This is a genomic window from Pseudomonas sp. NPDC090755 (assembly GCF_044769005.1).
Lineage (GTDB): Bacteria > Pseudomonadota > Gammaproteobacteria > Pseudomonadales > Pseudomonadaceae > Aquipseudomonas.
The window spans coordinates 1-21,365 of sequence record NZ_JBIVXC010000032.1 but is presented as its reverse complement, the minus strand read 5'-3'; the positions used below and the strand labels follow the sequence as shown (position 1 = coordinate 21,365).

Below are 21,365 nucleotides of genomic sequence, written 5' to 3'. Positions count from 1 at the left end.
TACCGTTCGAGGACGCTCATCCAGCGTCCCCGAAACGGCCCACGCACTACAGTGACACCAGTACATCACACTGAGATTCGTTGAGGACGTGCTTGGTGACACTCCCGATCAACAGCTCTTCCAGGGCGCTTTCCCCCTGCTTGCCGATCACGATCAGATCGCAGTCCAGCTCCTGTTCCGTCTCCGCGATCCGCCAGGACGGGTCACCGTGTACCACGACTTGCCGAGCATCGGCCAACCCTGCGGCCTGGCTCAATGCCGCGAGTTTTTCCACAGCGTCTTTGCGGATCACATTGCGGTAGTGATTGAGGGTGTTCTGGTCAATGTAGGCGAACCGCATGCTGCCCTCGAAGGGGGCTTCGAACACGTGAAGGAGTATGATTTCGGCCTGAGGGGCAATGGATTTTGCAAGTTCGATGGAGCGAAGCGATGAAGGGGAAAAATCAACTGGAACCAGCAGGGTGCGGTACGCATCACGAGGTGCCTGCTTGACCACCAGCAAAGGGCAGAGCATGCGGCTCAGCATCCTCTGGACGGTAGAGCCCAGCAGCAGGCGGCGGGCCAGGCTCTGTCCCTTTGCCCCGCATACCAGCAGATCGATACGTTTATCCTGCACCACGCGGGTGATTTGCGTGACCACCGAGCCAGGCGCGACCTGTGCACCCGAGGCGATGTCATAGCGCTGGAACAGCATGCCTGCCAGGGCGTGAATTTTTTCCTTTGCCGTCTCCAGCGCGCGTTTCAACAAGTCTTCATCAGGTACCACGACTTGCTTGAGACGCTCGAAGGGCGCTGGATTGGCGACATAGAGCAGGTCCAGTGATGCGTTCTGCGCCTTGCTCAATTGTGCTGCCCGCTCCGCCGCGTTGCGGGCAGAGGTGGACAAGTCGGTGGCAACCAGTACGTGGTTCAACGAGGTCATCTGGGTCTCCTTATGCAGTGCTGTGCACTTGAATCTACGGCGTTGCCTTGGGCTCAAGGTGTTGGCCTGTTGTCGATCCGTTCCCTGCTGTCAGGTATCGTCTCGCGAACCACGCGTAGCGTTTTGATTTGCGTCAATGGTGGCCGGATGCGCATTGATAAATGGAATAGAAATTGCCTCGCTTACTGGTACTAACCGCACTGGGGGCGCAGTTGTGATTGACCTGGAGAACTATTTCGAAATTACGGTGGTCGTGATAGCGCTGGCTGTAGATCTTGTGGCCATCTATCTGTACCGGGGAGGCGAGCTTTGATGAACAAGTCGCCTTGGTGACTTGCACTGCTTATTCCCCCTCATTCGGGGAATCCATCTCATCCCCCAGTCGTAGTCCCTGCAATCCGGGTCTGCATTTCGTCGGCAGGCCCCGAACTTAGCGGCTTCAGGCGGGTCTGTAGAGGCATCCCAACCCTCGCCCCTGGAGGCGTGTTCATCATGAAGAAAACCCTGGTAGCCGTGTTTGCCTGTGCTTTTGTACTGGGAACGGCGGCTGTATTACCTGCCGGTGTATCGCCTATTGGTTCGGCCTATGCCAAAGATGGCGGTGGCGGTGGCGGTGGCGGTGGCGGTGGTGGCGGTGGCGGTGGCGGTCACGGTGGCGGCGGTCACGGTGGTGGCGGCGGTCACGGTGGTGGTCACGGAGGGGGAAATGGTGGCGGAAAGGGCGCAGGCACTGGCGGCCACGGGGGGAAAAGCAACGGCATGGGCATTGGCGGCGAGCACGCCGGCAAGGCGACGCGCGACCATGGTCTGAGCGGAAATCACTATGGCAGCACCCGCAATGACGACAATGGACATGGCACTACCACCTCCGGTGTCGCCCATTCCAAGGATACCCGCGGCTTGTCCAAGGCGACCGCCGTATCCCGGACTACGCCGGGCGATCACAATACCAAGGGCTTGAGCAACGCGATGGGATCGTCCTCCAAAAACGATCATTGAGTCGCCCGGCTTCGCTGTTTCCATACCGATCCATCTTTGAAAACCCCGCAGATCTAGGTCTGCGGGGTTTTTCGTGTGGGCGCCGTTCATCTGGCGCCCGAGTAGGCGTAGCAGCATCCAGCAGGGGGAATGTGGCGACCTGTGCGCTGCTGCATGGTGGCAATTTGGGGTGGAATGGACTATTACCCAATAACCGGCATGGGGCCGGAAAAAGGAGCTGGAATGAAAAATCCAATAGTCGACCATGGGTGGGCGAAGATCTCCGAAACTGGCGATAGCAGCCTGAAAGCCGCACGGGAGAAGCTCTCGGCGGTAGAGGCCATCGAGCAGCGCATCCTGCAAACGGACGGGCTGGAAACTGCCGATCACATTCGGGCCCTTGGGGCCATCAAGCATGCTTTGAAGCGTTGTGTCGAGTTTCATGAAGGCGCACCGGGCCTTACCGTACTTGATCTCTACATCAATTACGGCTTTGCGACACAAAAAGCGATGGCGGAGGAATTGGCCATCGACCAGGAACCGGACTTCATCGACGTTTAATCAGATCCGCATGGCCAGGAACGGCGTCTGATTCGTGCAGGGATCGCCTCTAGAACTGTCGCGCTGGTGTTCGTGAAGTCTCATGAGCTGGCGCGCAGGTCCTTCATCCCGTGAACTTTCTGGCGCAAAAACCTCTACATTAGAGGAATGTTCCCTGTTCATGGAGTATGGATATGTTGAAATTCAGATCATTGATCGCGATGCTTGCCAGCGTCGCCGTCGTCGCATCTTCGGCCACTGCCCTGGCCGACCCGGGCAATGGCCAGGGAAACGGCAAGGGAAATTCGCACAAGGCGCAGAGCCATGGCAATCAGGGCAACCCGGGGAAAGGGCAGGGCAGTGATCACAATGACTTCAGTCATGGTCCGGGCATCGATCGGGGCGACGTACTCAGCATACTGACCCGCTACCCCGACTACTGGAGCCCGGGCACCGCATTGCCGCCGGGCATCCAGAAAAACCTGGCACGGGGCAAGCCACTGCCGCCGGGGATTGCGAAAAAGCTCGATGGCAGGTTGATCGACCGGCTGCCGCATTACGACGGCTATCAATGGCAGCAGGCGGGCGTGGACCTGATCCTGGTGGCCATCGCCACAGGCATCATTTACGAGGTGCTGACCGGTGCGCTGGATTAGCAATTTTCGTTGATCGTCGAGTTCGTCGCTTCCAGCTCTAAAACGAATGCAAACTATTCTCATAAGCTTTGCGCTCGTGTAATCTCGCCGCCGCTTGGGCGCAACACCGGTTGCTGCCCGTTATCCGCGCAGGTTGGGGATGGAGATGGATCAAGTGAAAGGGGCTGCGGCGATTCTGCAATGGCGCGTCAGGTTCCTTGGCGAAGGCGTATTGCCGGAGACAGCGTACGATGAAGCGCTGATGGCGGCCCAGCGGCTGGAACAGTCGGGCTCGGTCAGTGCCGGCGAATGGATGGATATGGTCCGCCAGGCCAATGCGGCGTTGCTGCGCAAGGAGTGACAGGCGCAGGGCGGGTTGACGTGGGGCGATCCCGGGCTTATACAGGCGTCCTTTGTTGCCGCCTACCCAGCAGGACCCGATGATGAACGACGAGCCGGATATCCACGAACCCGAACACGATCACTTGCTCGATCATGAGTTCCATGACCTGGACCCTGCGTTGCAGGATGAAGCCGACCCCATGTTCGACCCTGTCGATGAGGACGAAGGGGCCGACGATCTGGACGAAGTGGATTGGGATGAGGGCGTCGATCTGTACGATGATCTCTGATTGTCGGCTGCCTTGTGAGGGTTGGCGCTGAGGTCGGCGAGCATATCCATTGGGAGGGCATTGCGACCGCTGCGCGCCGATCGCAGCCTGGCGGCAGCGGCTACAACGTGGTCAGGCCAGGTCGCCGGTGAATGGTACACACTGCACCACTTCCAGGTCATACCCGGTCAGCCCCGCGTACTTCAGCGGCGGCCCCAGATGCCGCAACTTGCCCACGCCCAGATCCTGGAGAATCTGCGCCCCGGTACCCACCTCCGAATAGGTGCGCGACTGACCGCGCTGGTAGGGACGCGGTGGCTGGGTCAACTGTGGCACGCGTTCGAGCAAGGCCTGGGACGATTCATGGTTGGCCAGGATCACCACCACCCCGCAGCCCTCGGCGGCCACCTTCTGCAGCGCCGCCCACAAGGTCCAGTTGGCGGGGCCGGCGTACTCGGCGCCGACCAGGTCGCGCAGCGGGTCGATCACATGCACCCGCACCAGGGTCGGCTGGTCTCGGCGAATGGCGCCCATCACCATGGCCATGTGCACACCACCCTCGATGCGGTCCTCGTAGGTCACCAGGCGGAAGGTGCCGTGCACCGTCGGCAGGTCCCGTTCGCCGATGCGCTTGACCGTCTGTTCGGTACTCAGGCGGTAGTGGATCAGGTCGGCGATGGTGCCGATCTTGATGCCGTGATGGGCGGCAAAGATTTCCAGGTCCGGGCGGCGGGCCATCGTGCCGTCGTCGTTGAGCACCTCAACGATCACCGAGGCCGGACTGAAGCCGGCCAGGCGTGCCAGGTCGCAACCGGCTTCGGTGTGCCCGGCACGGGTGAGCACGCCGCCTTCGCGGGCGCGCAGGGGAAAGATATGGCCCGGTTGCACCAGGTCTTCAGCCCGGGCGTCGGGGGCCACGGCGGCAGCCACGGTGCGGGCGCGGTCGGCGGCGGAAATGCCGGTGGTGACCCCCCGGGCCGCTTCGATCGACACGGTGAACGCGGTGCTGAAGGCGCTGCCGTTGGCGGGCACCATCTGCTCCAGGCCCAGGCGCTGACAGTGCTCGTCAGTCAGGGTCAGGCAGATCAGGCCACGTGCCTCGCGAGCCATGAAACTGATGGCCTGGGCGTCGCAGCGTTCGGCGGCGATCAGCAGGTCACCTTCGTTTTCCCGGTCCTCGTCGTCCACCAGCAGGACCATCTTGCCCTGGCGGTAGTCCTCGAGGATGTCTTCGATGCTGTTGAAGGCCATTGCTGCGTACTCGCTGTCAGGTAGAGGATTTATGGTATACCATAATACCAAATAACTTGAAGCGGGAGCGTGCAATGAAGGCTTACTGGATTGCCCACGTCGACGTCAGCGACCCGGAGCGCTATCAGCAGTACACCCAGCGGGCGCCGGCGGCCTTTGCCGCGTTCGGAGGCAAGTTGCTGGCCCGTGGCGGGCGCAGTGAGGCGATGGAAGGCAGGGCGACGCCGCAGCGCAGCGTGGTGATCGAGTTCGAGTCCTATGAGCAGGCGGTGGCCTGTTATCGGTCGGTGCAGTATCAGGAGGCGTGCAGCTACCGCCAGGGGGCGGCGAAGGCTGAGGTGATCATCGTCGAAGGCTATCAACCCTAGGCTGTGCCGAGTTCGTCATCGCACCGGGCTAAAGCGATCAAGCCGCACGCCCCGGGCTCGGGCAGGCTGGAGTGTCTGCCCAAGGAGATGACCATGATCCGATTGACCCTGTCCGAGGCCCGTACGCTGGCCTGTTCGATCCTCTTGCACAACGGCTTCACGGCCGATCACGCCAATGCTGTGAGCGACACCATCGTCGCCGGCGAGCGCGACGGCTGTGCATCCCATGGCCTGTACCGGGTGCTGGGCTGCGTCAGTTCGCTGAAAGCCGGCAAGGTGGTGCCCGATGCATGCCCCGAAGTGATCGACCAGGCGCCCTCGATCGTGCGGGTGGACGCCGCCGGTGGCTTCTCGCAACTGGCATTCCAGGCCGGTCTGCCACTGTTGCAGGCCAAGGCCCGCAGCAACGGCATCGCGGCCCTGGCGATCAATCGCTGTGTGCACTTTTCCGCATTGTGGGTGGAGATCGAGCAACTGGCCGAGGCCGGTCTTGTCGCCCTGGCGTTCACGCCCAGCCACGCCTGGGTCGCACCGGCCGGCGGCCACCAGCCGGTGTTCGGTACCAACCCCATTGCGTTCGGCTGGCCGCGGGCGGGCAAGTCTCCCTATGTCTTCGACTTCGCCACCAGCGCCATCGCCCGGGGCGATATCGAACTGCATCGGCGCGCGGGCAAGGCCATTCCCGAAGGGTGGGGCGTGGACGAGCAGGGCCGGCCCAGCACCGACCCCAACGTGGTGCTCGACCGGGGCGCGATGCTCACGTTCGGCGGGCACAAGGGCTCGGCACTGGCAACACTGGTCGAGCTGATCGCCGGCCCCTTGATCGGCGACCTGACCAGTGCCGAATCGCTGGCCCATGCCGAGGGCAGCAAGTCCTCGCCGTACCATGGTGAACTGCTGATCGCCCTGGACCCCAAGCGCTTCCTGGGTGAGTCTGCCGACCTGCACCTGGCGCGAGCGGAAGCTGTGTTCGAAAACATCGAAGGGCAGGGCGCGCGCTTGCCGTCGCAGCGGCGTTTTGCGGCGCGGGCGCGCAGTCTGGTGGAAGGGGTGGAGATTCCAGAGGCCTTGTACAACGATCTCAAGGCGCTGCTGGCATAAACAAACGCCTCTGCATGCAGGGGCGTTTTTCAGGGGGTTACAGCGCGGCGCGGCTGTCCTGGCCGTCGACCAGGCGGGTGATGCCCAGCGGGTTTGCGTCTTGCAGCGCTTCAGGCAACAGCGCATCCGGGCAGTTCTGGTAGCAGACCGGGCGCAGGAAACGCTCGATGGCCAGGCTGCCGACCGAGGTGCCGCGGGCATCCGACGTTGCCGGGTACGGTCCGCCATGGACCATCGCATCACAAACCTCGACCCCGGTCGGGTAGCCGTTGAACAGCACGCGACCGACTTTCTGCTCCAGCAGTGGCAGCAACCCGGCGTGGGCTTGCAGGTCCGCAGGTTCAGCGATCAGTGTCGCCGTGAGTTGGCCGTGCAGACCGTTCAGGGCCTGATGCAGCTCGCTGGCATCGGCCACTTCGACCAGCACCGTGGTCGGGCCGAAGACTTCTTCCTGCAACAGCGGATCACCCTCGATCAGCAGGCGTACATCTGCCTTGAACAGTTGCGGCTGCGCCTGGTTGCCTTGTTGCGGCCGCCCCGCCAGGTGAGTGATACCCGGATGAGCCTGCAGCGCCTGCACGCCCTTGCCGTAGCTGGCGAGCGTACCGGCATTGAGCATGGTCTGCCCGGGCTGTTCGGCCAGTTGCCCGGCCAGCTGTTCAGTGAAGGCACTGAAGGCCGGCGAGCGCAGGCCGATGACCAGCCCCGGGTTGGTACAGAACTGACCGCAGCCGAGCACTACCGAGGCGGCCAGTTCGCGGGCGATCTGCTCGCTGCGGCTGGCCAGTGCCTGGGGCAGCACCAGCACCGGGTTGATGCTGCTCATTTCGGCGAACACCGGGATCGGTTGAGGTCGTGCCGCCGCCATGTCGCACAGCGCCCGGCCACCCTTGAGCGAGCCGGTGAAGCCGACCGCCTGGATCGCCGGGTGCTTGACCAGCGCCTCGCCGACCCCGGCGCCAAAGATCATATTGAACACGCCCTTGGGCATGCCGGTTTGCTCGGCTGCGCGCAGGATCGCATCGGCGACCACCTCGGCGGTGGCCATGTGGCCGCTGTGCGCCTTGAACACCACCGGGCAGCCAGCGGCCAGCGCGGCGGCGGTGTCGCCACCGGCGGTGGAGAAGGCCAGTGGGAAGTTGCTGGCGCCGAACACGGCCACCGGGCCGACACCAAGGCGGTACTGGCGCAGGTCGGCACGCGGCAAGGGCTGGCGATCCGGTTGGGCACGGTCGATCCGGGCACCGAGGAATTCCCCCCGGCGCAGCACTTGGGCGAACAGACGCATCTGCCCGCTGGTGCGCCCGCGCTCGCCGAGAATGCGGGCGTTGGGCAGTGCCGTTTCGCGGGTCACCAGCTGGATGAAGTCATCGCCCAGTGCTTCGAGTTGCGTGGCGATGGCTTCGAGAAACGCCGCCCGCCGTACCGGCGACAGGCTGCGAAACTCAGGGTACGCCAGCTGGGCTGCGCGGGCTGCAGCGTCCACTTCGTCGGGCGTGGCTTGATGGAAACGATAGGGCAGCGCCTCGCCGCTGCTCGCTTCATGGCTGTGCAGGGTGACCGTGCCGGCGGCGCTGCGCGCGCCGCCGATGTAGTTGTGGCCGATGATGTCCGGCATGGAACACTCCATATCAAGGGTTGGGTCAGGCCAGCGAATTGCCCTGGCGAACCTGGGCGCTCTGCCCGCTGGCGATACGCTCGGCAGCCTCGGCGTCGACCTGGTGCAGCGACTTGCCTCGGGTCTCGCGGGTCAGGCCGACGGCGACGATCGAGATCAGCGAGGCGCCGACCAGGTACAGGGCGATCGGTGTCGAACTGTGGTACTCGTTGAGCAGGGTGATGGCAATCAGCGGCGCCAGCGAGCCTGCGAAGATCGGTGCGACCTGGTAGCACAGCGACAGGGCGGTGTAGCGCACATGGGTCGGGAACAGCTCGGCCATCAGTGCCGAGTAGGGGGCGTAGGTCATCGACTCGATGGCCAGGCCCAGGGTGATCGCCGCCATGATCAGCAGGTTGTTGCCGGTGTCCATCATCGGAAAACCGACGAAGCCCCAGAACGCCGTGAGCACCGCGCCGGTCAGGTACACCGGCTTGCGCCCGACCAGATCGGACAGGTAGCCCATCAGCGGGATCAGGAAGAAGTGCAGCAGGTGCGCGCCGAACATCAGCAGGAGGATCTGTGAGGTGTCCTTGTGCACCACCAGCTTGAGGTAGGTGATCGAGAAGGTGACCACGGTGTAGTAGAGGATGTTCTCGGCAAAACGCGCGCCGATCCCCACCAGCACCGCACGCCAGTGATGGCGCAGGACTTCGACCACGCCCAGTTGCTGCACGGCCTTTTGCGCCTGGCGGGCCTGGGCCTCCTTGAAGATCGGTGCGTCGTCGACGCTGGTGCGGATCCAGTAGCCGATCAGCACCACCACCGCCGAGAACCAGAAGGCCACACGCCAGCCCCAGGCCAGGAACTGCTCTTCGGAAAGGGTGCTCGACAGCAGGAGCAGGGCCAGGGTCGCGATCAGGTTGCCCGCCGGTACCCCGGCTTGCGGCCAACTGGCCCAGAAACCGCGGCGGTTGTCCGGGCAGTGTTCGGACACCAGCAGGATGGCGCCGCCCCATTCGCCGCCGAAGGCGAAGCCCTGGATCAGTCGCAGCAGTACCAGCAACACCGGCGCGGCATAGCCGATGCTGTCGAAGCCGGGCAGGCAGCCCATCAGGAAGGTGGTGATGCCAACCACCACCAGGCTCAGTTGCAGCAGGCGCTTGCGGCCGAATTTGTCACCGTAGTGACCGAACACCAGGCCGCCCAAGGGACGTGCCAGAAAGCCCACGGCATAGAGGGCGAAGGCGGCGATGATGCCGTCGATGGGGCTGTCGGTCTGGCGGAAGAACAGCTGGCCGAAGACCAGGGCCGAGGCCGTACCATAGAGGAAGAATTCATACCATTCGGCGACGGTGCCGGCCATGGCTGCGGCCACGACACGTTTCAAACCCGAAGGGGTGGTTGCGCGGGAAGGGTGACTGGACATGCTGGCGTTTCCTGTATGGGCGCAAAACAGGCGGGCCGGTCTCCTTGGGCGGAGCCGGCCCGGTCATCACTCAGAGACCGACGTCCGGCAGCTGCGGACGGTTGGCCAGGGCCTTGGCCATGATCTGCTCGACGAACACGCGATCCGCTTCAGGCAACGCCAGGCGTGGCGGGCGGGTCAGGGCGCTGCCGCGACCGGCGATGGCTTCGCACAGCTTGATGCACTGCACCAGGTCCGCGCGGGCATCCAGGTGCAGGATCGGCATCAGCCATTCGTAGATCGGCAGGGCCTCGGCGAAGCGACCGGCCTTGGCCAGGCGGAAGATGGTCTCGCCTTCCTTGGGGAACACGTTGGACATGCCCGACACCCAGCCCTGGGCGCCGACCGCGATGCTTTCCAGGACCACGTCGTCCAGGCCTGCGAACAGCACGAAGCGATCGCCCACTTCGTTGCGCACGTCGATGAAGCGGCGAGTGTCACCGGAAGAGTCCTTGAAGCACACCACGTTGTCGCAGTCGGCCAGGGAAATCAGGATGTCCGGGGTCACGTCGTTTTTATAGATCGGCGGGTTGTTGTAGACCATCAGCGGCACGTCGGCGTGCTTGGCCACGTAGCGGTAGTGCTCGGCGGTCTCGAACGGCTTGGAGCCATAGACCAGCGCGGGCATCAGCATCACGCCGTCGACGCCGGCCTTGTGCACCGCGTTGGCAACCTTGGCCGCCTGTACGCTGGTGAACTCGGCCACGCCGCAGATCACCGGGACCCGGCCGCGGGAGGCGTCGACCGCGACTTCGGTCACGGCGATTTTTTCTTCGGCGCTCAGCGAGGTGTTCTCACCTACCGAGCCACAGACCACCAGACCCGAGACGCCGTCGCGGATCACGTTGGAAATCACCTCGTGGGTTTTCTCCAGGTTGATCGAGAAGTCGTCGTTGAATTGAGTGGTGACCGCAGGGAAGACGCCGCTCCAGTTTACGTACTTGCTCATGGTGTTCTCCGGTTGTTTATTGTATTTCGTATACGATATTAAAAGTGTAAGAGATCGACCAGTGTTTTTTTCATCTTTTGCTGATCGGGTTTTAGCTGTGGTTCTAAATCAAGGGGTTAGCGATCAGGCACCCGGCCAGGTGTCCGACAGTCGGTAGCCTTGCGGCCACGGATCGCTCGGGTCGAGCATTAATTGATGGGTGCCGGTGATCCAGGCACGGCCGGAAATGCACGGGTAGATCGCCGGGCGGCCGGCAATATCGGTCTGCGATTCGATGCGGCAGAGAAATTCCGAGCCGATGATCGAGCGGCCGATGAAACGATCGCCGACCTTGAGCACGCCCTTGGCCTGCATCACCGCCATGCGCGCCGAACAGCCGGTGCCGCAGGGCGAGCGGTCGATCTTGCCGGGGCGGATGACCACGGCGTTGGCGCCGGTGGCGACACCGTCTTCATACTCGATGGGCGCGGCGATCTGGCAGAAGGAGATGTGCGACCAGTCCGGGTTCAGCGGGTGGCGAAAGCCCAGTTGCTCGTTGGCGGCGCGGGTGATCTTAAGGCCCATCTCGACGATGTCCTTGGCTTCGTCGGGGCGAATGGCGAACCCCAGTTGCCGGGCATCGGCGATCACGAAACTGTCGCCGCCATAGGCGGTGTCGACCTTCAGCGTGCCAAGGCCTTCGACCTCGATCCAGGCGTCAAGTTGATCGGCGAACGAGGGCACGTTCTTCACCTCCACCCGCTGCACCTTGCCGTCGCGGCATTCGGCGACTGCTTCGATCAGCCCGCCCGGGGCTTCGAGCACCAGCCGGGTGTGCGGCTCGGTCATCGGCAGGATACCGCTGTCGAGCAGCACGGTGGACACGCACAGCGAGTTGGAGCCGGACATCGGTGGGGTGTCGGCCGGTTCCATGATGATCCAGGCCATCTGCGCGCGCGGATCCTTTGGCGGCACCAGCAGGTTGACGTGACGGAACACGCCGCCGCGCGGCTCGTTGAGGACGAAGTTGCGCAGGGTGTCGTCGCGGGCGATCCAGCGTGACTGCTCCCAGACCGTGTCACCCGGCGGCGGGGCGACGCCGCCGACGATGACGTCGCCGACTTCGCCTTCGGCATGGCAGTTGACGATGTGGATGATTTTCGATGAGCGCATGCGGGGACTCCTTGTGTTTGATTGGAGGGCCTCATCGCGGGGCAAGCCCGCTCCTACAGGGATAGTGGTGTGGGAGCTGGCGAAGCCTGCGATGCTTCTATTTCACCGACTTCAAGAATGCCGCCGTCTCCGGCTGCAACGGGTTGCCGATCACCTGCTCCGGCGCGCCGATTTCATGCACCAGGCCGTTACGGAAAAACGCCACCCGGTCCGACACATCCCGGGCAAAGCGGATTTCGTGGGTCACCAGGACCATGGTCATGCCGTCCTCGGCGAGCATGCGCATGGTGTCCAGCACCTCGCCTACCAACTGCGGGTCGAGGGCCGAGGTGGCTTCGTCGAAGAGCATGTAGTCCGGCGACATCGCCAGCGCCCGGGCGATCGCCATGCGTTGCTGCTGGCCGCCCGACAACTTGCCGGGGAAGGTCTTGAGCTTGTCGCCCAGGCCCACGTGGGTCAGTTGCTTGACGGCCAGTTCCTCGGCCTGCTCCTTGGTCTTGCCCAGCACCTTGCGCGGCGCCAGCATCACGTTCTCCAGCACCGTCAGGTGCGGGAAGGCGTTCCATTGCTGGAAGACGATGCCGATCTTCTGCCGCAGGCGATTGAGGTCGGTGGCGCGGTTGTGCACCTCGACGCCGTCGACGCGGATGCTGCCTTTCTGGATCGGCTCCAGGCCATTGATGCACATCAGCAAGGTCGACTTGCCCGAGCCCGAGCCGCCGATGATCGACACCACTTCACCCTTGTCCACGGTCAGGCTCACGCCCTTGACCACTTCCAGGTTGCCGAAGGATTTGTGTACGTTCTGGATCTCAATCATTTTCCTGCCACCTTTGTTCCAGACGGGCGCCCAGGCGGGCGACCACCAGGCTCATGACGTAGTAGATGAGGCCTGCGATGCACAGCACCAGCAGGGGTTCCTGAATCCGCGTAACGATGGTCTGCGAGGCGCGCAGCAGTTCGACGATGCCGATCCACATCACCAGCGCCGTGTCTTTCATCACCCCCAGCACCAGGTTCAGCCAGCCGGGAAACGCCACCCGGGTGGCCATCGGCAGGACGATCCAGCGCAGGTCCTGCAGGTAGCTCATGCCCAGCGAGCGGCTGGCCCGGCGCACGCTCAGCGACACCGCCAGCACACCGCCACGCACGATCTCGGTGAAGTAGGCGGCGGTGTACACCCCCAGCACGATGCAGCCGACGCTGAAGGCACTGATGTCCAGGCCGACGATGCTCTTGAACGAGTTGAACAGCACGAACTGGATCAGCAGCGGCACGCTGCGAAACACATCCAGCACCCACGCCAGCGGCAGGCTCAGCCGTGGCCACAGGGCCCGGGCCAGGCCGAACAGCAGCCCGGCGAAGGTGCCCAGCAGGATGGCCCAGAAGGTCAGCTGCACCGTGACCCGGGCCCCGTCGAGCAGGAACATCAGGTCGTTCCAGGTAAATCCGGTAGAGAACATGCCGGGCTCCTCAGTAACGGAACAGTCGCCAGGCCATCAGCCGGGCCACTGCCACGATCGCCTTGGCGATCACGTAGTAGAGCGCTGCCGCCAGGGCGAAGTATTCGAAGGTGCGGAAGGTCTTGACGTTGTAGTCCTGGGTCACGCCGGTGAGGTCGTTGTTAAGGCCCACGATCACCCCCAGCGAGGTCATCAGCACCGCCCAGACCATCTGGTTGGTCAGCGGGTAGAACACCACCCGCAGCAGTTGCGGGATGATGATCATCCGGTAGGCCTGGAACGCGCTCATGCCCAGCGAGCGTGCCGCACGCATCTGCGTGGTCGGCACGGCCTTGAGGCCGCCGCGAAAGTTCTCGGCCAGGTAGCCTGCGTTGTTGAAGGTGATCCCCGCCAGCAAGGCGATCCAGGAACTCACATGCAGGCCCATCGAGCCCAGGCCGAAGTACAGGATGTAGATCTGGAACAGCGATGGCGTGTTGCGCGCGATCGACACCCAGCCATCGGCGAAGCCACGCAACAGGGGCTGCTTGCCTTCGCGCATGACGGTCAGGGCCAGGGCGATCAGCACCCCGAAGATCATCGACAGCGCGGCGGTCTCGAAGGTGACCCAAGCGCCGCTGAGCATATCTGGCAGGGCACGCAGGGCCGAGCGCCATTGAAAGGTGTAGTCAAACATGCGCAGGGCTCTCCTTGCAGGCGGCGGGTTGCAGCCAGGCCGGCAGGCGGCCGCTGGCCTGGCCGGTGCAGGCCGATTCGACGCATTCGGCGAGGCTGGAGAAATGCACCGGGCGACCCGCCAGGCCCGGGCCGTAGTGGGCGTACTTGCCGGAGTTGGTCATCAGCGTGCGCGCCGCCGGCGGGATCACCGGCTCACCGAGCATGCACCAGCAGGTGTCGGTCACCAGGGTCACGCCGAAGCGTTCGAGCCCGGCGATATGGCCGGCGGCGCGGGCCTGTTCGAGCACGGCGCGCCCGCACGTGATCGCCACGACCACATCCGGGTGTTTGTGCCGACCCTGGCACAGACGGGCGAGGGCGGCGAACTCGCTGAGCGAGAAGTGCGGGTTGCCCAGCGACACCACATCGACCCGCGGCTCGCGGGCGCTGTTGAGTTCGCGCCAGCTGTACAGCAGGTCTGCCGGTTGCAGGCACTCGGTGGGCAGGATGATGCCGGGTTCGAGCACCTGCGCCGGGTCCAGCGCTTCGGGGGTGACCCCGGCGATATGGAACAGCGGGGCCGCGGAGGTGGTGGCAAAGGCCGCGCCGAAGGCCTTGAGGTCGTCAAGGCTTGGTTGCGCCTGTTCCAGGCCGCGCACCAGGGGGATCCGCGAGCCGGCCAGGCTCCCGATGTGGTAGCCCAGCAGTGGGTAGAAGCTGTCATCCCGCCCATGCAGTGCCGGCACCTCGACGATCAGCTGCGCCTTGCGCCGGCTGTCCAGGTGGCAGCCGATGCGCGGTGCGCGGCCGGTCAGGGCAATGCAGATGTCGAGGTAGTCGGGATACTTGAGGGTGCGCGCGCCGAGCACGCTGTTGGCGTAGACCACCGCGTTGGACTCGGCCCAGACCACCTGTTCGCCCAGCGTCGGTGCGCTGTCGAGCAGGTAGGGCGCGCAGGTGAAACTCAGTTGCGCACCCATGGCCATGTAGGCATCGCCCAGGGCGCTGGCCGGTACGCCCAGCGCCGGGTCGATGCCCAGCTCGCGCCAGCGGCGCTGGTCGACCGAGATGGAATTGAGCGTGGTCGGCACCCGTACCTTCGCGCCCCATTGCACCAGCTGCTGGGCAAAGCGCAGGCTGGCGGGACCGGTGTAGATGCAGCCGTCGATATGGGCCTGGGTGACGTCCAGCAACTGCTCGGCGCCTTGCAGTTCGGCCATGCGCAGGACGATCTGCATCGCCATCTGCGCGGCCTTGCCCTGCTGGCCGTCGAGCAGCGCCTGGTCCTGTTCGGTCAGGTTCAGTGCGGTTGTGAAAGGGCGCCCGGTCTGGGGCACCGCGGGGGCCTGCCAGGCATCAGTGGGTGCCTGGGCAAAGCGGCTCAGCCGCTCGCCCTCGACCCGCGCAAAGCCTGCGCCACGCAAACCGGCGAAGGCCTCCCGGCCGATGCAGAGCACCGGCAGGGAACGCCCGAACAGGGTCTGCGCGACCAGCACGCCGAGGGTCAGGATTTCGTCGGCTTCGGCCAGCACCAGTGCCGCCGGTGCGTGGCCGTTGCTGATCAGTTCCATCATCACGCTGCTGCCGGTGCACGAGCCGCGCCCGCTGGGGATGGCCAGCACGCGTCCGGCGATGCACTGGCCGCTGAGCGGATGATGGCGGTCGATCACTTCGCCGCTGAACGGGTCGACCCCGCCCCAGAAGCTCAGCCCGGTGTCGGCGAACAACAGTTCGCCCTGGGCCGCGCCCTCGACCAGGCAACGCCCGGCCAGGGGAGTGGTTGTGCTGGTCATGCTGCCCACCTCAGTAGTAGACCTTTGGCACGGTCAGGTCGGTCGGGGCGATTTCGGTCCCCACCCACTTGGTGAACAACTCCTGGTAGCGCCCGGTGCGCACCTGTTGGTTGACGAACAGGTCCAGGTAGCGCAGCAGGCCGTACTCGTTGCGCTTGGCGCCCAGCGATACGTAGTCGATCACGTAGGGCGCGTTACCGGCGACCTTGAGGTTCTTGTACTTGCCGGACTTTAGGGTGGAGGCGGCGACGGTGTTGGTGACCACGGTGGCGTCGATGTGGCCCTGGGCGACGGCCAGCAGAGTGTCGTTCTGCGACTGGTAGGCACGGAAGCTGCCGCTGCCCCAGCTCTTGACGTCCTTCTCCAGGGCGATGGCTTCATAGGTGCCGCTGGTGTTGCCCAGCGCCTTGCCCTTGAGGTCGGCGAAGCTGTTGATGCCGGTGTTGTCGCGGGTCAGCACGACCATCTGGAAGGCGAAGTAAGGCACGGTGAGGCCGACCGTCTTGGCCCGCTCCAGGGTGTCGGAGGTGGATGCCACGATCACGTCGGCACGGCCGGAAACCAGCGCCGGGATGCGGTCGGGGAAGGGGGTTTCGACCACTTCGGGCTCCACGCCGAGGATCTTCGCCAGGTCGTTGCAGTAGTCCACGTCGAAGCCGGCGGGCTTGTTGGCTTCGTCGCGAAAACCCATGGGCGGGAAGTCCAGGGTCACGGCGCAACGCAGCTTGCCGGAGCCGATGATATCGTCGAGCTTGTCGGCCTGCGCGTTGGCAATGCAGGCGGTACTGAGAACAGCGCTGAGGGCTACGGCACATGTGCGGTTTTTCATAGAGGCCTCGTGGTCGGTGAAGTGCTGTTAGATATCGTATTGGAGATTTCGTATACGATATTTTCAAGTGCAATGGCCGTGCCTGTTTTTCTGTTGTTGTAGGAAATATCCTTCAGCCCTTGAGTTAGGGCGTCTGCCAGAAGGGAAGGTTGCTGTGGGTGGTTTTACCGCGCCTGTGCGGGTGTGTAGCAGGTGTTACATATGGGAGCACTGCCCCCGCCCAGCGCCCCGTAAAGGAACACTCAGCGCTGGCTGTCGCGGTACTGGCTGGGCGAAAGCCCGGTGAGGGCGCGGAACTGGCGGCTGAAGGCACTGTGGTCGGTGTAACCGCAGCGCAGGGCAATGTCGGTGATGGGCAGGTCGAGGTCCTGCAGCAGGCGCGAGGCTTCCTCCAGCCGGGCCTTGTGGATCATCTGCCGTGGCGTGAGCTGGAAGATGCGCTTGCAGTGGCGCTCCAGCTGGGCGACCGACAGTCCGGCGATGGCGGTCAGTTCGGCAAGGCTGATGGGACGGCTGAAATGGGTGCGGATATGCGCATCGACGGCGGCGAGTTTCTGGAACGCCGGGTGGTTCGATTGGGGCAGCTGCAGGTCGCGGGAGATCCCGGCCAGGCCGACGATGCGGCCCTCGGCATCCTTGAGCGGGCGCTTGTGGGTCAGGCACCAGATCGGCTGGTTGCCGTAATAAAGGTGCAGTTCGAGCTGGTCGGCCAGTTCCCGGCCACTGCTCAATACGCGGCGGTCCTGCTCGGTGTAGAGCGGGCCGAAGCGGACGGGGAATACGTGCTCGGCGGTAAGCCCGAGCAGTTCGTCGCCGTGCTTGCGGCCCAGGCGGCGGGCCAGGGTCTGGTTGACGAAGGCATAACGCGCCTCGTGGTCCTTGATGAAGAACACCACGTCGTTGAGGGTGTCGAGCAGCGGCGCGATGGGGTGCAGGCTGCGGAGCAGGGTCGGGAGATCGCAGGGGGCGAAGTGGTTGAGCGTGGCGTGCATGGCGCTAACGTTCCGGGGGCGACCGTCGGGATCATAGTGCGCCCCCGGCGTCTATCTCAAGCGTCCGGCGTGTCGTCCAGGCACAGCAGGGTGTCGATGCGCGCCGGGCTGAACGGCGGACGTGGCGCCGGGGGTTGCCAGCCGAACAGGTGGCGGGTGGCCGCGCCGCAGACCCGGCCCTGGCAGGCGCCCATGCCGCAGCGGCTGGCGAGCTTGGCCTGGCGCCAGTCGCTGAACCCGGAAAGGGTGGCGTAGGGGACGTCTTCGCAGCGGCACACCAGGGTATCGGCCGTTGCCAGCGATTTGAGCGCTGGGTCCAGGGCAAAGGCCTTGTTCAGGGCGGCGGCAAAACCATGCCAGCGGTCGCGGCGGCGCAGCAGCCGTTGCGCCGCCTGGCGATTGCCGACTGCCGCATGGCCGGCAATGGTGCCTTCCACCAGGGCCCGTTCACTGCCACCGAAGCCGGTGCATTCGCCTGCCGCGTAGACGCCTGGTACCGTCGTCGCCTGGCAGGTGTCCACGGCAATCGCGTCCTGCGCCACGGCGCAGCCCAGGGCCTGGCCGAGCTGGATGTTGGGGACCAGGCCGAAGCCGCAGGCCAGCCGCTCACAGGCCATTTCCACGACCTTGCCGTTTTGCATCAGGCGCACGCCCTCAAGGCGATCGCTCCCCAGGGCGGCGAGCACATGGCTGGCGCTGCGGTACTGGCGGTTGAACAGGCTGAAGGCTTGCAGCAGCTTGTGCGGCCAGCGCGGCAATTGCGCGGCAAAGCCGGCGACGGCAGTGGCCGAAGCCTGCTCGGCGATGCGCAGCACCTGGGCGCCGTTGTCTCGTGCGGTGGCGGCGCTGGCCAGCAGCAAGGGCCCGCTGCCGGCGATGACGATGCGCTGGTCGCGCACCGGCAGGCCGGCCTTGATCAGCGCCTGCAGACCGCCGGCTCCGGTCACCCCGGGCAGGGTCCAACCGGGGAAGGGCAGCAGCAGTTCGCGGGCGCCGGTGCAGAGGATCAGCCGGTCGTAGCGGATCTGCCAGCCACGTTCGGCGTCTTCCACCAGCAGGGTGTCGGGGCCTGGCTGGGCGATCACCCGGGTGCCGCTGTAGTAACGCACATTGGGGCAGGCGAGGACCTGCTCGCGCAGTTGCCGCGCCTGGGCGGGCACTTTGGCCTGGGGGCCGGCGCGCCAGATCTGCCCGCCTGGCAGCGGGTTGTCGTCGAGCAGCACGATACGCTCGGCACGGGGTGCGGCGGCGAGGGCCGCGGCGAGGCCCGCGGGACCGGCACCGATGATCAACAGGTGGGTGTATTCGCTCATGGTCGGGTCTCTACCTGCATGCCGTCGCGGCACAGGGTCTGGCAGGCCAGGCGCCGGCGACCGTCGATGGTCACCCGGCACTCCTGGCAGATGCCCATCCCGCACAGGGGCGCGCGACGTTGGCCGCTGACCGCGGTGCGGGTGCAGCCGTCGCCACCCAGGGCCAGGGCGGCGGCCACGCTGGTGCCGTCGGCCACGCGCAGCGGGCGGCCATCGAGGATCAGATCAGGCATGGGCGAGTGCTCCCGCAAAGCGTTCTGGCAGGTAAGGTTGGGCCGCCAGGGGCGGCGTTTCGTTGAATAATTGCGCCGTCAGCAGGTCGGCGGTGGCCGGGGCGGTGGTGACGCCCAGGCCCTCGTGGCCGACCGCGAGCCACAGGCCCTCCTGCTGCGGATGGCGGCCCACCAACGGCAGGCCGTCGGGGCTGGCGGCGCGAAAGCCGGTCCAGGCGCGGATGCCGTTGAGCTGCGCCAAGCCCGGCATGTACTCAGTGGCGCGCTTGAGCATGCGCGCGAGCATCCAGCCCTCCACGGCAGGGTCGGTGGTGCCGAACTGGCGCGAGGCGCCAATGAACAGCTGGCCGGTCGGGCGCGGCTGGATATTGCAGGCGGTGGACGGGCCGCTGGCGTTATGGGCGCTGGTCACGTAACCCAGCTCCACCAGGGTGTGGGTCACGGTGCCGGGGTAGCGGTCGGTGATCAGCAGGTGGCCTTTCTTCGGTTCGATAGGCAGCTCCGGGCACAGCTCGGTGGCCTGGATGCCGTTGGCCAGCACCACGGCATCGGCGCTCAGCCACTGGCCGTCGTCCAGGCGCACGCGCTTGCCCTGCACCGCGCTGACCCGTGCCCGGCGTTGTTCGATGCCTGGCGATTGCAGCATCCAGCGGGCGGTGGCAGGGGCATAGAGAATGCCGTCGCCGTTGATCAGCAGACCGCCCTCCAGCCCTTCGCGCAAGGCGGGTTCGCGCTGGCGCAGGGCGTGGCTGGCGACCAGCTCGCAGGCCACGCCCCGGGCTTGCAGCACGTTGAACTTGTGTTCGGCCACGGCCATTTCATCAGCGTTGGCCGCCAGCCACAGGGTGCCGTTGCTGCGGTAGGCGCAGTCTTCGGGGAGCCGGGGGGCCAGCTCGCGCCAGCGTTGCAGCGAATGCTGACTGAGCGCCAGCTCCGCTGCATTGTCGTCGAGCACCAGCAGGTGGCCCATGCCAGCGGCAGTGGCGCCGTGCAACCCGGCGTCCAGCACCAGCACGCGCAAGCCACGGGCGGCCAGCGACTGCGCGCAGGCCGCGCCGATGATCCCGGCGCCGATCACGATCACATCGGCCACGGCGCCGCCGCTCACGGGCGAATGCCCCAGGCGAACGGGTCGTCTTGCTCGATGATCAGTGTGGCTTCGGCGCTGATGTGGGCGCGGCCGCGAATGGTCGGCACGATGCGCACGCCATCCACCTCGAACGAGCCTTCGAACAGGCTGCCGATGACGCTGGCCTGGCGCCAGACCTGACCCGGTTGCAGTTTGCCGTCGGCAGCCAGGCAGGCGAGCTTGGCGCTGGTGCCGGTGCCACAGGGCGAACGGTCGTAGGCCTTGCCGGGGCAAAGGACGAAGTTGCGGCTGTCGGCGTCGGTGTCGTCTGCGAACAGTTCGATATGGTCGATCAGACCGCCGTCTTCGCCGCGGATGCCCTGGTCTTCCAGGGCTTGCTGCACGGCGTAGGTGTAGGCGGTCAGCGCTTCGATATTGTCGCCAGCGACCTTCAGGCCGTGGTCGGCGATCAGAAAGAACCAGTTGCCGCCCCAGGCCACATCGCCGACCACGCGACCGATGCCCGGCACTTCCAGCGCCAGGTCCTTGCGGTAGCGGTAGGCGGGTACGTTGCGCACGCTGACCGAATGGTCCTCGTGCAGGGTTGCCTGGACGGTGCCCACGGGGGTTTCGATGCGGTGCACGCCCGGACCTATCCGGCCCAGGTGTGCCAGCGACACCACCAGGCCGATGGTGCCGTGGCCGCACATGCCGAGGTACCCGGTGTTGTTGAAGAAGATCACCCCGGCACAGGCGCTGGGGTCCACCGGTTCGCACAGCAGTGCACCGACCAGTACATCGCTGCCGCGTGGCTCCAGCATGCAGGCGCTGCGCCATTGATCATGCTGTTCAGCAAGGCGCTGGCGGCGTTCGGCCATGCTGCCGGTGCCCAGGTCAGGGAAGCCGTCGGTAACCAGGCGGGTGGGTTCGCCGCCGGTGTGGGAGTCGATCACGGTGATGCGTTTCATGGGGGGCCGCGTCCGTTCTGGGAGGTGAAGGACAGGGTGGCGTGTCCCCGGGTGTGCGGGCTTGATTTCTTTACGCGATGGTGATGACGAAATTGGCACAGGGGGAGGCGTTGGCGCTGGAAATGATGGGCATATCCATTTCCTGCGGTAGCCCCGTCAACCAGCAGAGCGAAGCGCTGACTCGGCTTTTCGCTTTTGCCTTTGCTGTTCGTACATCGCCAGTCCAGGCGACACGGTTCGTCCCTTCAGGAGGCTGATCGGAGGTATTGCGTAGCCGGGTGCAGGTCATGGATGGCCTGCAAGCACCGCAGGGCCAAGGATGGCCTTTCGGTGCGCCCCGGCGGGAGCAATGCCGGAGGGAAGGAACCCGGAGCGAAGCGTAGGGCCGGATGCAGGGACGCACGGTTTGCGCCACTTTGCCATGACAAAGTGGCCCGCCGTAAGGGCGGAAAGGTGAGTTCGCGTCACTGCATCAA

Annotated in this window: 23 protein-coding genes; 7 read left to right on the top strand and 16 right to left on the bottom strand. The window is 65.1% G+C overall.

Annotation, left to right across the window (positions count from 1 at the left end; translation table 11 throughout):
• Positions 1–46: 46 nt before the first annotated feature.
• The gene (locus tag ACIQUS_RS26140; RefSeq protein ID WP_403053744.1) at positions 47–922 is read right to left on the bottom strand and encodes a universal stress protein; all 876 of its coding nucleotides are present in this window, start codon (positions 920–922) and stop codon (positions 47–49) included.
• A 492-nt stretch (positions 923–1,414) separates the two neighbouring features.
• Here ACIQUS_RS26140 and ACIQUS_RS26135 point away from each other — a divergent pair, with 492 nt between their 5' ends.
• The 5 genes from ACIQUS_RS26135 to ACIQUS_RS26115 all read left to right on the top strand — a co-directional run bounded on the left by ACIQUS_RS26135 (position 1,415) and on the right by ACIQUS_RS26115 (position 3,707).
• Positions 1,415–1,921 (top strand): hypothetical protein, encoded by a 507-nt coding sequence (locus ACIQUS_RS26135; RefSeq protein WP_403053741.1) that lies wholly within the window; start codon positions 1,415–1,417, stop codon positions 1,919–1,921.
• 222 nt (positions 1,922–2,143) lie between these two features.
• Positions 2,144–2,461, top strand: coding sequence for a hypothetical protein (locus ACIQUS_RS26130; RefSeq protein WP_403053738.1), 318 nt, complete (start codon positions 2,144–2,146; stop codon positions 2,459–2,461).
• Positions 2,462–2,634: 173 nt separating this feature from the next.
• A complete protein-coding gene (locus ACIQUS_RS26125) occupies positions 2,635–3,096 on the top strand; it encodes an anti-virulence regulator CigR family protein (protein WP_403053735.1) in 462 nt (153 codons plus the stop codon).
• Between the two features lie 145 nt (positions 3,097–3,241).
• Complete coding sequence (locus tag ACIQUS_RS26120; RefSeq protein ID WP_403053732.1) at positions 3,242–3,436, top strand: hypothetical protein; 195 nt, start codon at positions 3,242–3,244, stop codon at positions 3,434–3,436.
• An 82-nt stretch (positions 3,437–3,518) separates the two neighbouring features.
• Positions 3,519–3,707 carry a hypothetical protein gene (locus tag ACIQUS_RS26115; protein WP_403053729.1) on the top strand — a complete coding sequence of 63 codons (189 nt, stop codon included), beginning with the start codon at positions 3,519–3,521 and terminating at the stop codon, positions 3,705–3,707.
• 111 nt (positions 3,708–3,818) lie between these two features.
• Here the strand turns inward: ACIQUS_RS26115 and ribBA are convergent, their stop codons facing one another.
• Positions 3,819–4,937 (bottom strand): bifunctional 3,4-dihydroxy-2-butanone-4-phosphate synthase/GTP cyclohydrolase II, encoded by a 1,119-nt coding sequence (gene ribBA / locus ACIQUS_RS26110; protein WP_403053726.1) that lies wholly within the window; start codon positions 4,935–4,937, stop codon positions 3,819–3,821.
• Between the two features lie 74 nt (positions 4,938–5,011).
• Between ribBA and ACIQUS_RS26105 the strand changes: the two genes are divergently transcribed.
• Together ACIQUS_RS26105 and ACIQUS_RS26100 are read left to right on the top strand one after the other, a co-directional pair.
• Positions 5,012–5,305, top strand: coding sequence for a DUF1330 domain-containing protein (locus tag ACIQUS_RS26105; protein WP_403053723.1), 294 nt, complete (start codon positions 5,012–5,014; stop codon positions 5,303–5,305).
• 93 nt (positions 5,306–5,398) lie between these two features.
• Positions 5,399–6,406, top strand: a complete 1,008-nt coding sequence (locus tag ACIQUS_RS26100; RefSeq protein WP_403053720.1) for an Ldh family oxidoreductase — start codon at positions 5,399–5,401, stop codon at positions 6,404–6,406.
• Between the two features lie 37 nt (positions 6,407–6,443).
• On the opposite strand, the gene ACIQUS_RS26095 is transcribed toward ACIQUS_RS26100, so the two are convergent.
• The 14 genes from ACIQUS_RS26095 to ACIQUS_RS26030 all read right to left on the bottom strand — a co-directional run bounded on the left by ACIQUS_RS26095 (position 6,444) and on the right by ACIQUS_RS26030 (position 20,889).
• Positions 6,444–8,024 carry an aldehyde dehydrogenase (NADP(+)) gene (locus ACIQUS_RS26095; protein WP_403053717.1) on the bottom strand — a complete coding sequence of 527 codons (1,581 nt, stop codon included), beginning with the start codon at positions 8,022–8,024 and terminating at the stop codon, positions 6,444–6,446.
• A 25-nt stretch (positions 8,025–8,049) separates the two neighbouring features.
• A complete protein-coding gene (gene abaF, locus ACIQUS_RS26090) occupies positions 8,050–9,432 on the bottom strand; it encodes a fosfomycin efflux MFS transporter AbaF (protein WP_403053714.1) in 1,383 nt (460 codons plus the stop codon).
• A gap of 70 nt (positions 9,433–9,502) precedes the next feature.
• Positions 9,503–10,420, bottom strand: a complete 918-nt coding sequence (locus ACIQUS_RS26085; RefSeq protein WP_403053711.1) for a dihydrodipicolinate synthase family protein — start codon at positions 10,418–10,420, stop codon at positions 9,503–9,505.
• 123 nt (positions 10,421–10,543) lie between these two features.
• Positions 10,544–11,572 carry a proline racemase family protein gene (locus tag ACIQUS_RS26080; RefSeq protein WP_403053708.1) on the bottom strand — a complete coding sequence of 343 codons (1,029 nt, stop codon included), beginning with the start codon at positions 11,570–11,572 and terminating at the stop codon, positions 10,544–10,546.
• A 97-nt stretch (positions 11,573–11,669) separates the two neighbouring features.
• Positions 11,670–12,392, bottom strand: coding sequence for an amino acid ABC transporter ATP-binding protein (locus ACIQUS_RS26075; protein WP_285861020.1), 723 nt, complete (start codon positions 12,390–12,392; stop codon positions 11,670–11,672).
• Complete coding sequence (locus tag ACIQUS_RS26070; protein ID WP_403053704.1) at positions 12,385–13,035, bottom strand: amino acid ABC transporter permease; 651 nt, start codon at positions 13,033–13,035, stop codon at positions 12,385–12,387. The genes ACIQUS_RS26075 and ACIQUS_RS26070 overlap by 8 nt, the downstream gene beginning before the upstream one ends.
• A 10-nt stretch (positions 13,036–13,045) precedes the next feature.
• Entirely contained in the window at positions 13,046–13,711 is a 666-nt protein-coding gene (locus ACIQUS_RS26065; protein ID WP_403053701.1) for an amino acid ABC transporter permease, read from the bottom strand.
• A complete protein-coding gene (locus ACIQUS_RS26060; RefSeq protein ID WP_403053698.1) occupies positions 13,704–15,485 on the bottom strand; it encodes an aconitase X in 1,782 nt (593 codons plus the stop codon). The genes ACIQUS_RS26065 and ACIQUS_RS26060 overlap by 8 nt, the downstream gene beginning before the upstream one ends.
• Before the next feature lie 10 nt (positions 15,486–15,495).
• A complete protein-coding gene (locus ACIQUS_RS26055; RefSeq protein ID WP_403053695.1) occupies positions 15,496–16,314 on the bottom strand; it encodes a transporter substrate-binding domain-containing protein in 819 nt (272 codons plus the stop codon).
• A 242-nt stretch (positions 16,315–16,556) separates the two neighbouring features.
• Positions 16,557–17,306 carry a helix-turn-helix domain-containing protein gene (locus ACIQUS_RS26050; RefSeq protein WP_403053692.1) on the bottom strand — a complete coding sequence of 250 codons (750 nt, stop codon included), beginning with the start codon at positions 17,304–17,306 and terminating at the stop codon, positions 16,557–16,559.
• 56 nt (positions 17,307–17,362) lie between these two features.
• Entirely contained in the window at positions 17,363–18,619 is a 1,257-nt protein-coding gene (locus ACIQUS_RS26045; RefSeq protein WP_403053689.1) for an FAD-dependent oxidoreductase, read from the bottom strand.
• The gene (locus tag ACIQUS_RS26040; protein ID WP_403053686.1) at positions 18,616–18,852 is read right to left on the bottom strand and encodes a (2Fe-2S)-binding protein; all 237 of its coding nucleotides are present in this window, start codon (positions 18,850–18,852) and stop codon (positions 18,616–18,618) included. Before ACIQUS_RS26040 ends, ACIQUS_RS26045 begins: the two co-directional genes overlap by 4 nt.
• Positions 18,845–19,960 (bottom strand): NAD(P)/FAD-dependent oxidoreductase, encoded by a 1,116-nt coding sequence (locus tag ACIQUS_RS26035; RefSeq protein ID WP_403053683.1) that lies wholly within the window; start codon positions 19,958–19,960, stop codon positions 18,845–18,847. The genes ACIQUS_RS26040 and ACIQUS_RS26035 overlap by 8 nt, the downstream gene beginning before the upstream one ends.
• Positions 19,957–20,889, bottom strand: a complete 933-nt coding sequence (locus ACIQUS_RS26030) for a 4-hydroxyproline epimerase (protein WP_403053680.1) — start codon at positions 20,887–20,889, stop codon at positions 19,957–19,959. Before ACIQUS_RS26030 ends, ACIQUS_RS26035 begins: the two co-directional genes overlap by 4 nt.
• Between the last annotated feature and the right edge of the window lie 476 nt (positions 20,890–21,365).

What these genes read in the sequence shown, in the direction of transcription:
- ACIQUS_RS26140 (WP_403053744.1), bottom strand. Translation starts at nt 922, where the DNA reads ATGACCTCGTTGAACCACGTACTGGTTGCCACCGACTTGTCCACCTCT.
- ACIQUS_RS26135 (WP_403053741.1), top strand. Translation starts at nt 1,415, where the DNA reads ATGAAGAAAACCCTGGTAGCCGTGTTTGCCTGTGCTTTTGTACTGGGA.
- ACIQUS_RS26130 (WP_403053738.1), top strand. Translation starts at nt 2,144, where the DNA reads ATGAAAAATCCAATAGTCGACCATGGGTGGGCGAAGATCTCCGAAACT.
- ACIQUS_RS26125 (WP_403053735.1), top strand. Translation starts at nt 2,635, where the DNA reads ATGTTGAAATTCAGATCATTGATCGCGATGCTTGCCAGCGTCGCCGTC.
- ACIQUS_RS26120 (WP_403053732.1), top strand. Translation starts at nt 3,242, where the DNA reads ATGGATCAAGTGAAAGGGGCTGCGGCGATTCTGCAATGGCGCGTCAGG.
- ACIQUS_RS26115 (WP_403053729.1), top strand. Translation starts at nt 3,519, where the DNA reads ATGAACGACGAGCCGGATATCCACGAACCCGAACACGATCACTTGCTC.
- ribBA (WP_403053726.1), bottom strand. Translation starts at nt 4,937, where the DNA reads ATGGCCTTCAACAGCATCGAAGACATCCTCGAGGACTACCGCCAGGGC.
- ACIQUS_RS26105 (WP_403053723.1), top strand. Translation starts at nt 5,012, where the DNA reads ATGAAGGCTTACTGGATTGCCCACGTCGACGTCAGCGACCCGGAGCGC.
- ACIQUS_RS26100 (WP_403053720.1), top strand. Translation starts at nt 5,399, where the DNA reads ATGATCCGATTGACCCTGTCCGAGGCCCGTACGCTGGCCTGTTCGATC.
- ACIQUS_RS26095 (WP_403053717.1), bottom strand. Translation starts at nt 8,024, where the DNA reads ATGCCGGACATCATCGGCCACAACTACATCGGCGGCGCGCGCAGCGCC.
- abaF (WP_403053714.1), bottom strand. Translation starts at nt 9,432, where the DNA reads ATGTCCAGTCACCCTTCCCGCGCAACCACCCCTTCGGGTTTGAAACGT.
- ACIQUS_RS26085 (WP_403053711.1), bottom strand. Translation starts at nt 10,420, where the DNA reads ATGAGCAAGTACGTAAACTGGAGCGGCGTCTTCCCTGCGGTCACCACT.
- ACIQUS_RS26080 (WP_403053708.1), bottom strand. Translation starts at nt 11,572, where the DNA reads ATGCGCTCATCGAAAATCATCCACATCGTCAACTGCCATGCCGAAGGC.
- ACIQUS_RS26075 (WP_285861020.1), bottom strand. Translation starts at nt 12,392, where the DNA reads ATGATTGAGATCCAGAACGTACACAAATCCTTCGGCAACCTGGAAGTG.
- ACIQUS_RS26070 (WP_403053704.1), bottom strand. Translation starts at nt 13,035, where the DNA reads ATGTTCTCTACCGGATTTACCTGGAACGACCTGATGTTCCTGCTCGAC.
- ACIQUS_RS26065 (WP_403053701.1), bottom strand. Translation starts at nt 13,711, where the DNA reads ATGTTTGACTACACCTTTCAATGGCGCTCGGCCCTGCGTGCCCTGCCA.
- ACIQUS_RS26060 (WP_403053698.1), bottom strand. Translation starts at nt 15,485, where the DNA reads ATGACCAGCACAACCACTCCCCTGGCCGGGCGTTGCCTGGTCGAGGGC.
- ACIQUS_RS26055 (WP_403053695.1), bottom strand. Translation starts at nt 16,314, where the DNA reads ATGAAAAACCGCACATGTGCCGTAGCCCTCAGCGCTGTTCTCAGTACC.
- ACIQUS_RS26050 (WP_403053692.1), bottom strand. Translation starts at nt 17,306, where the DNA reads ATGCACGCCACGCTCAACCACTTCGCCCCCTGCGATCTCCCGACCCTG.
- ACIQUS_RS26045 (WP_403053689.1), bottom strand. Translation starts at nt 18,619, where the DNA reads ATGAGCGAATACACCCACCTGTTGATCATCGGTGCCGGTCCCGCGGGC.
- ACIQUS_RS26040 (WP_403053686.1), bottom strand. Translation starts at nt 18,852, where the DNA reads ATGCCTGATCTGATCCTCGATGGCCGCCCGCTGCGCGTGGCCGACGGC.
- ACIQUS_RS26030 (WP_403053680.1), bottom strand. Translation starts at nt 20,889, where the DNA reads ATGAAACGCATCACCGTGATCGACTCCCACACCGGCGGCGAACCCACC.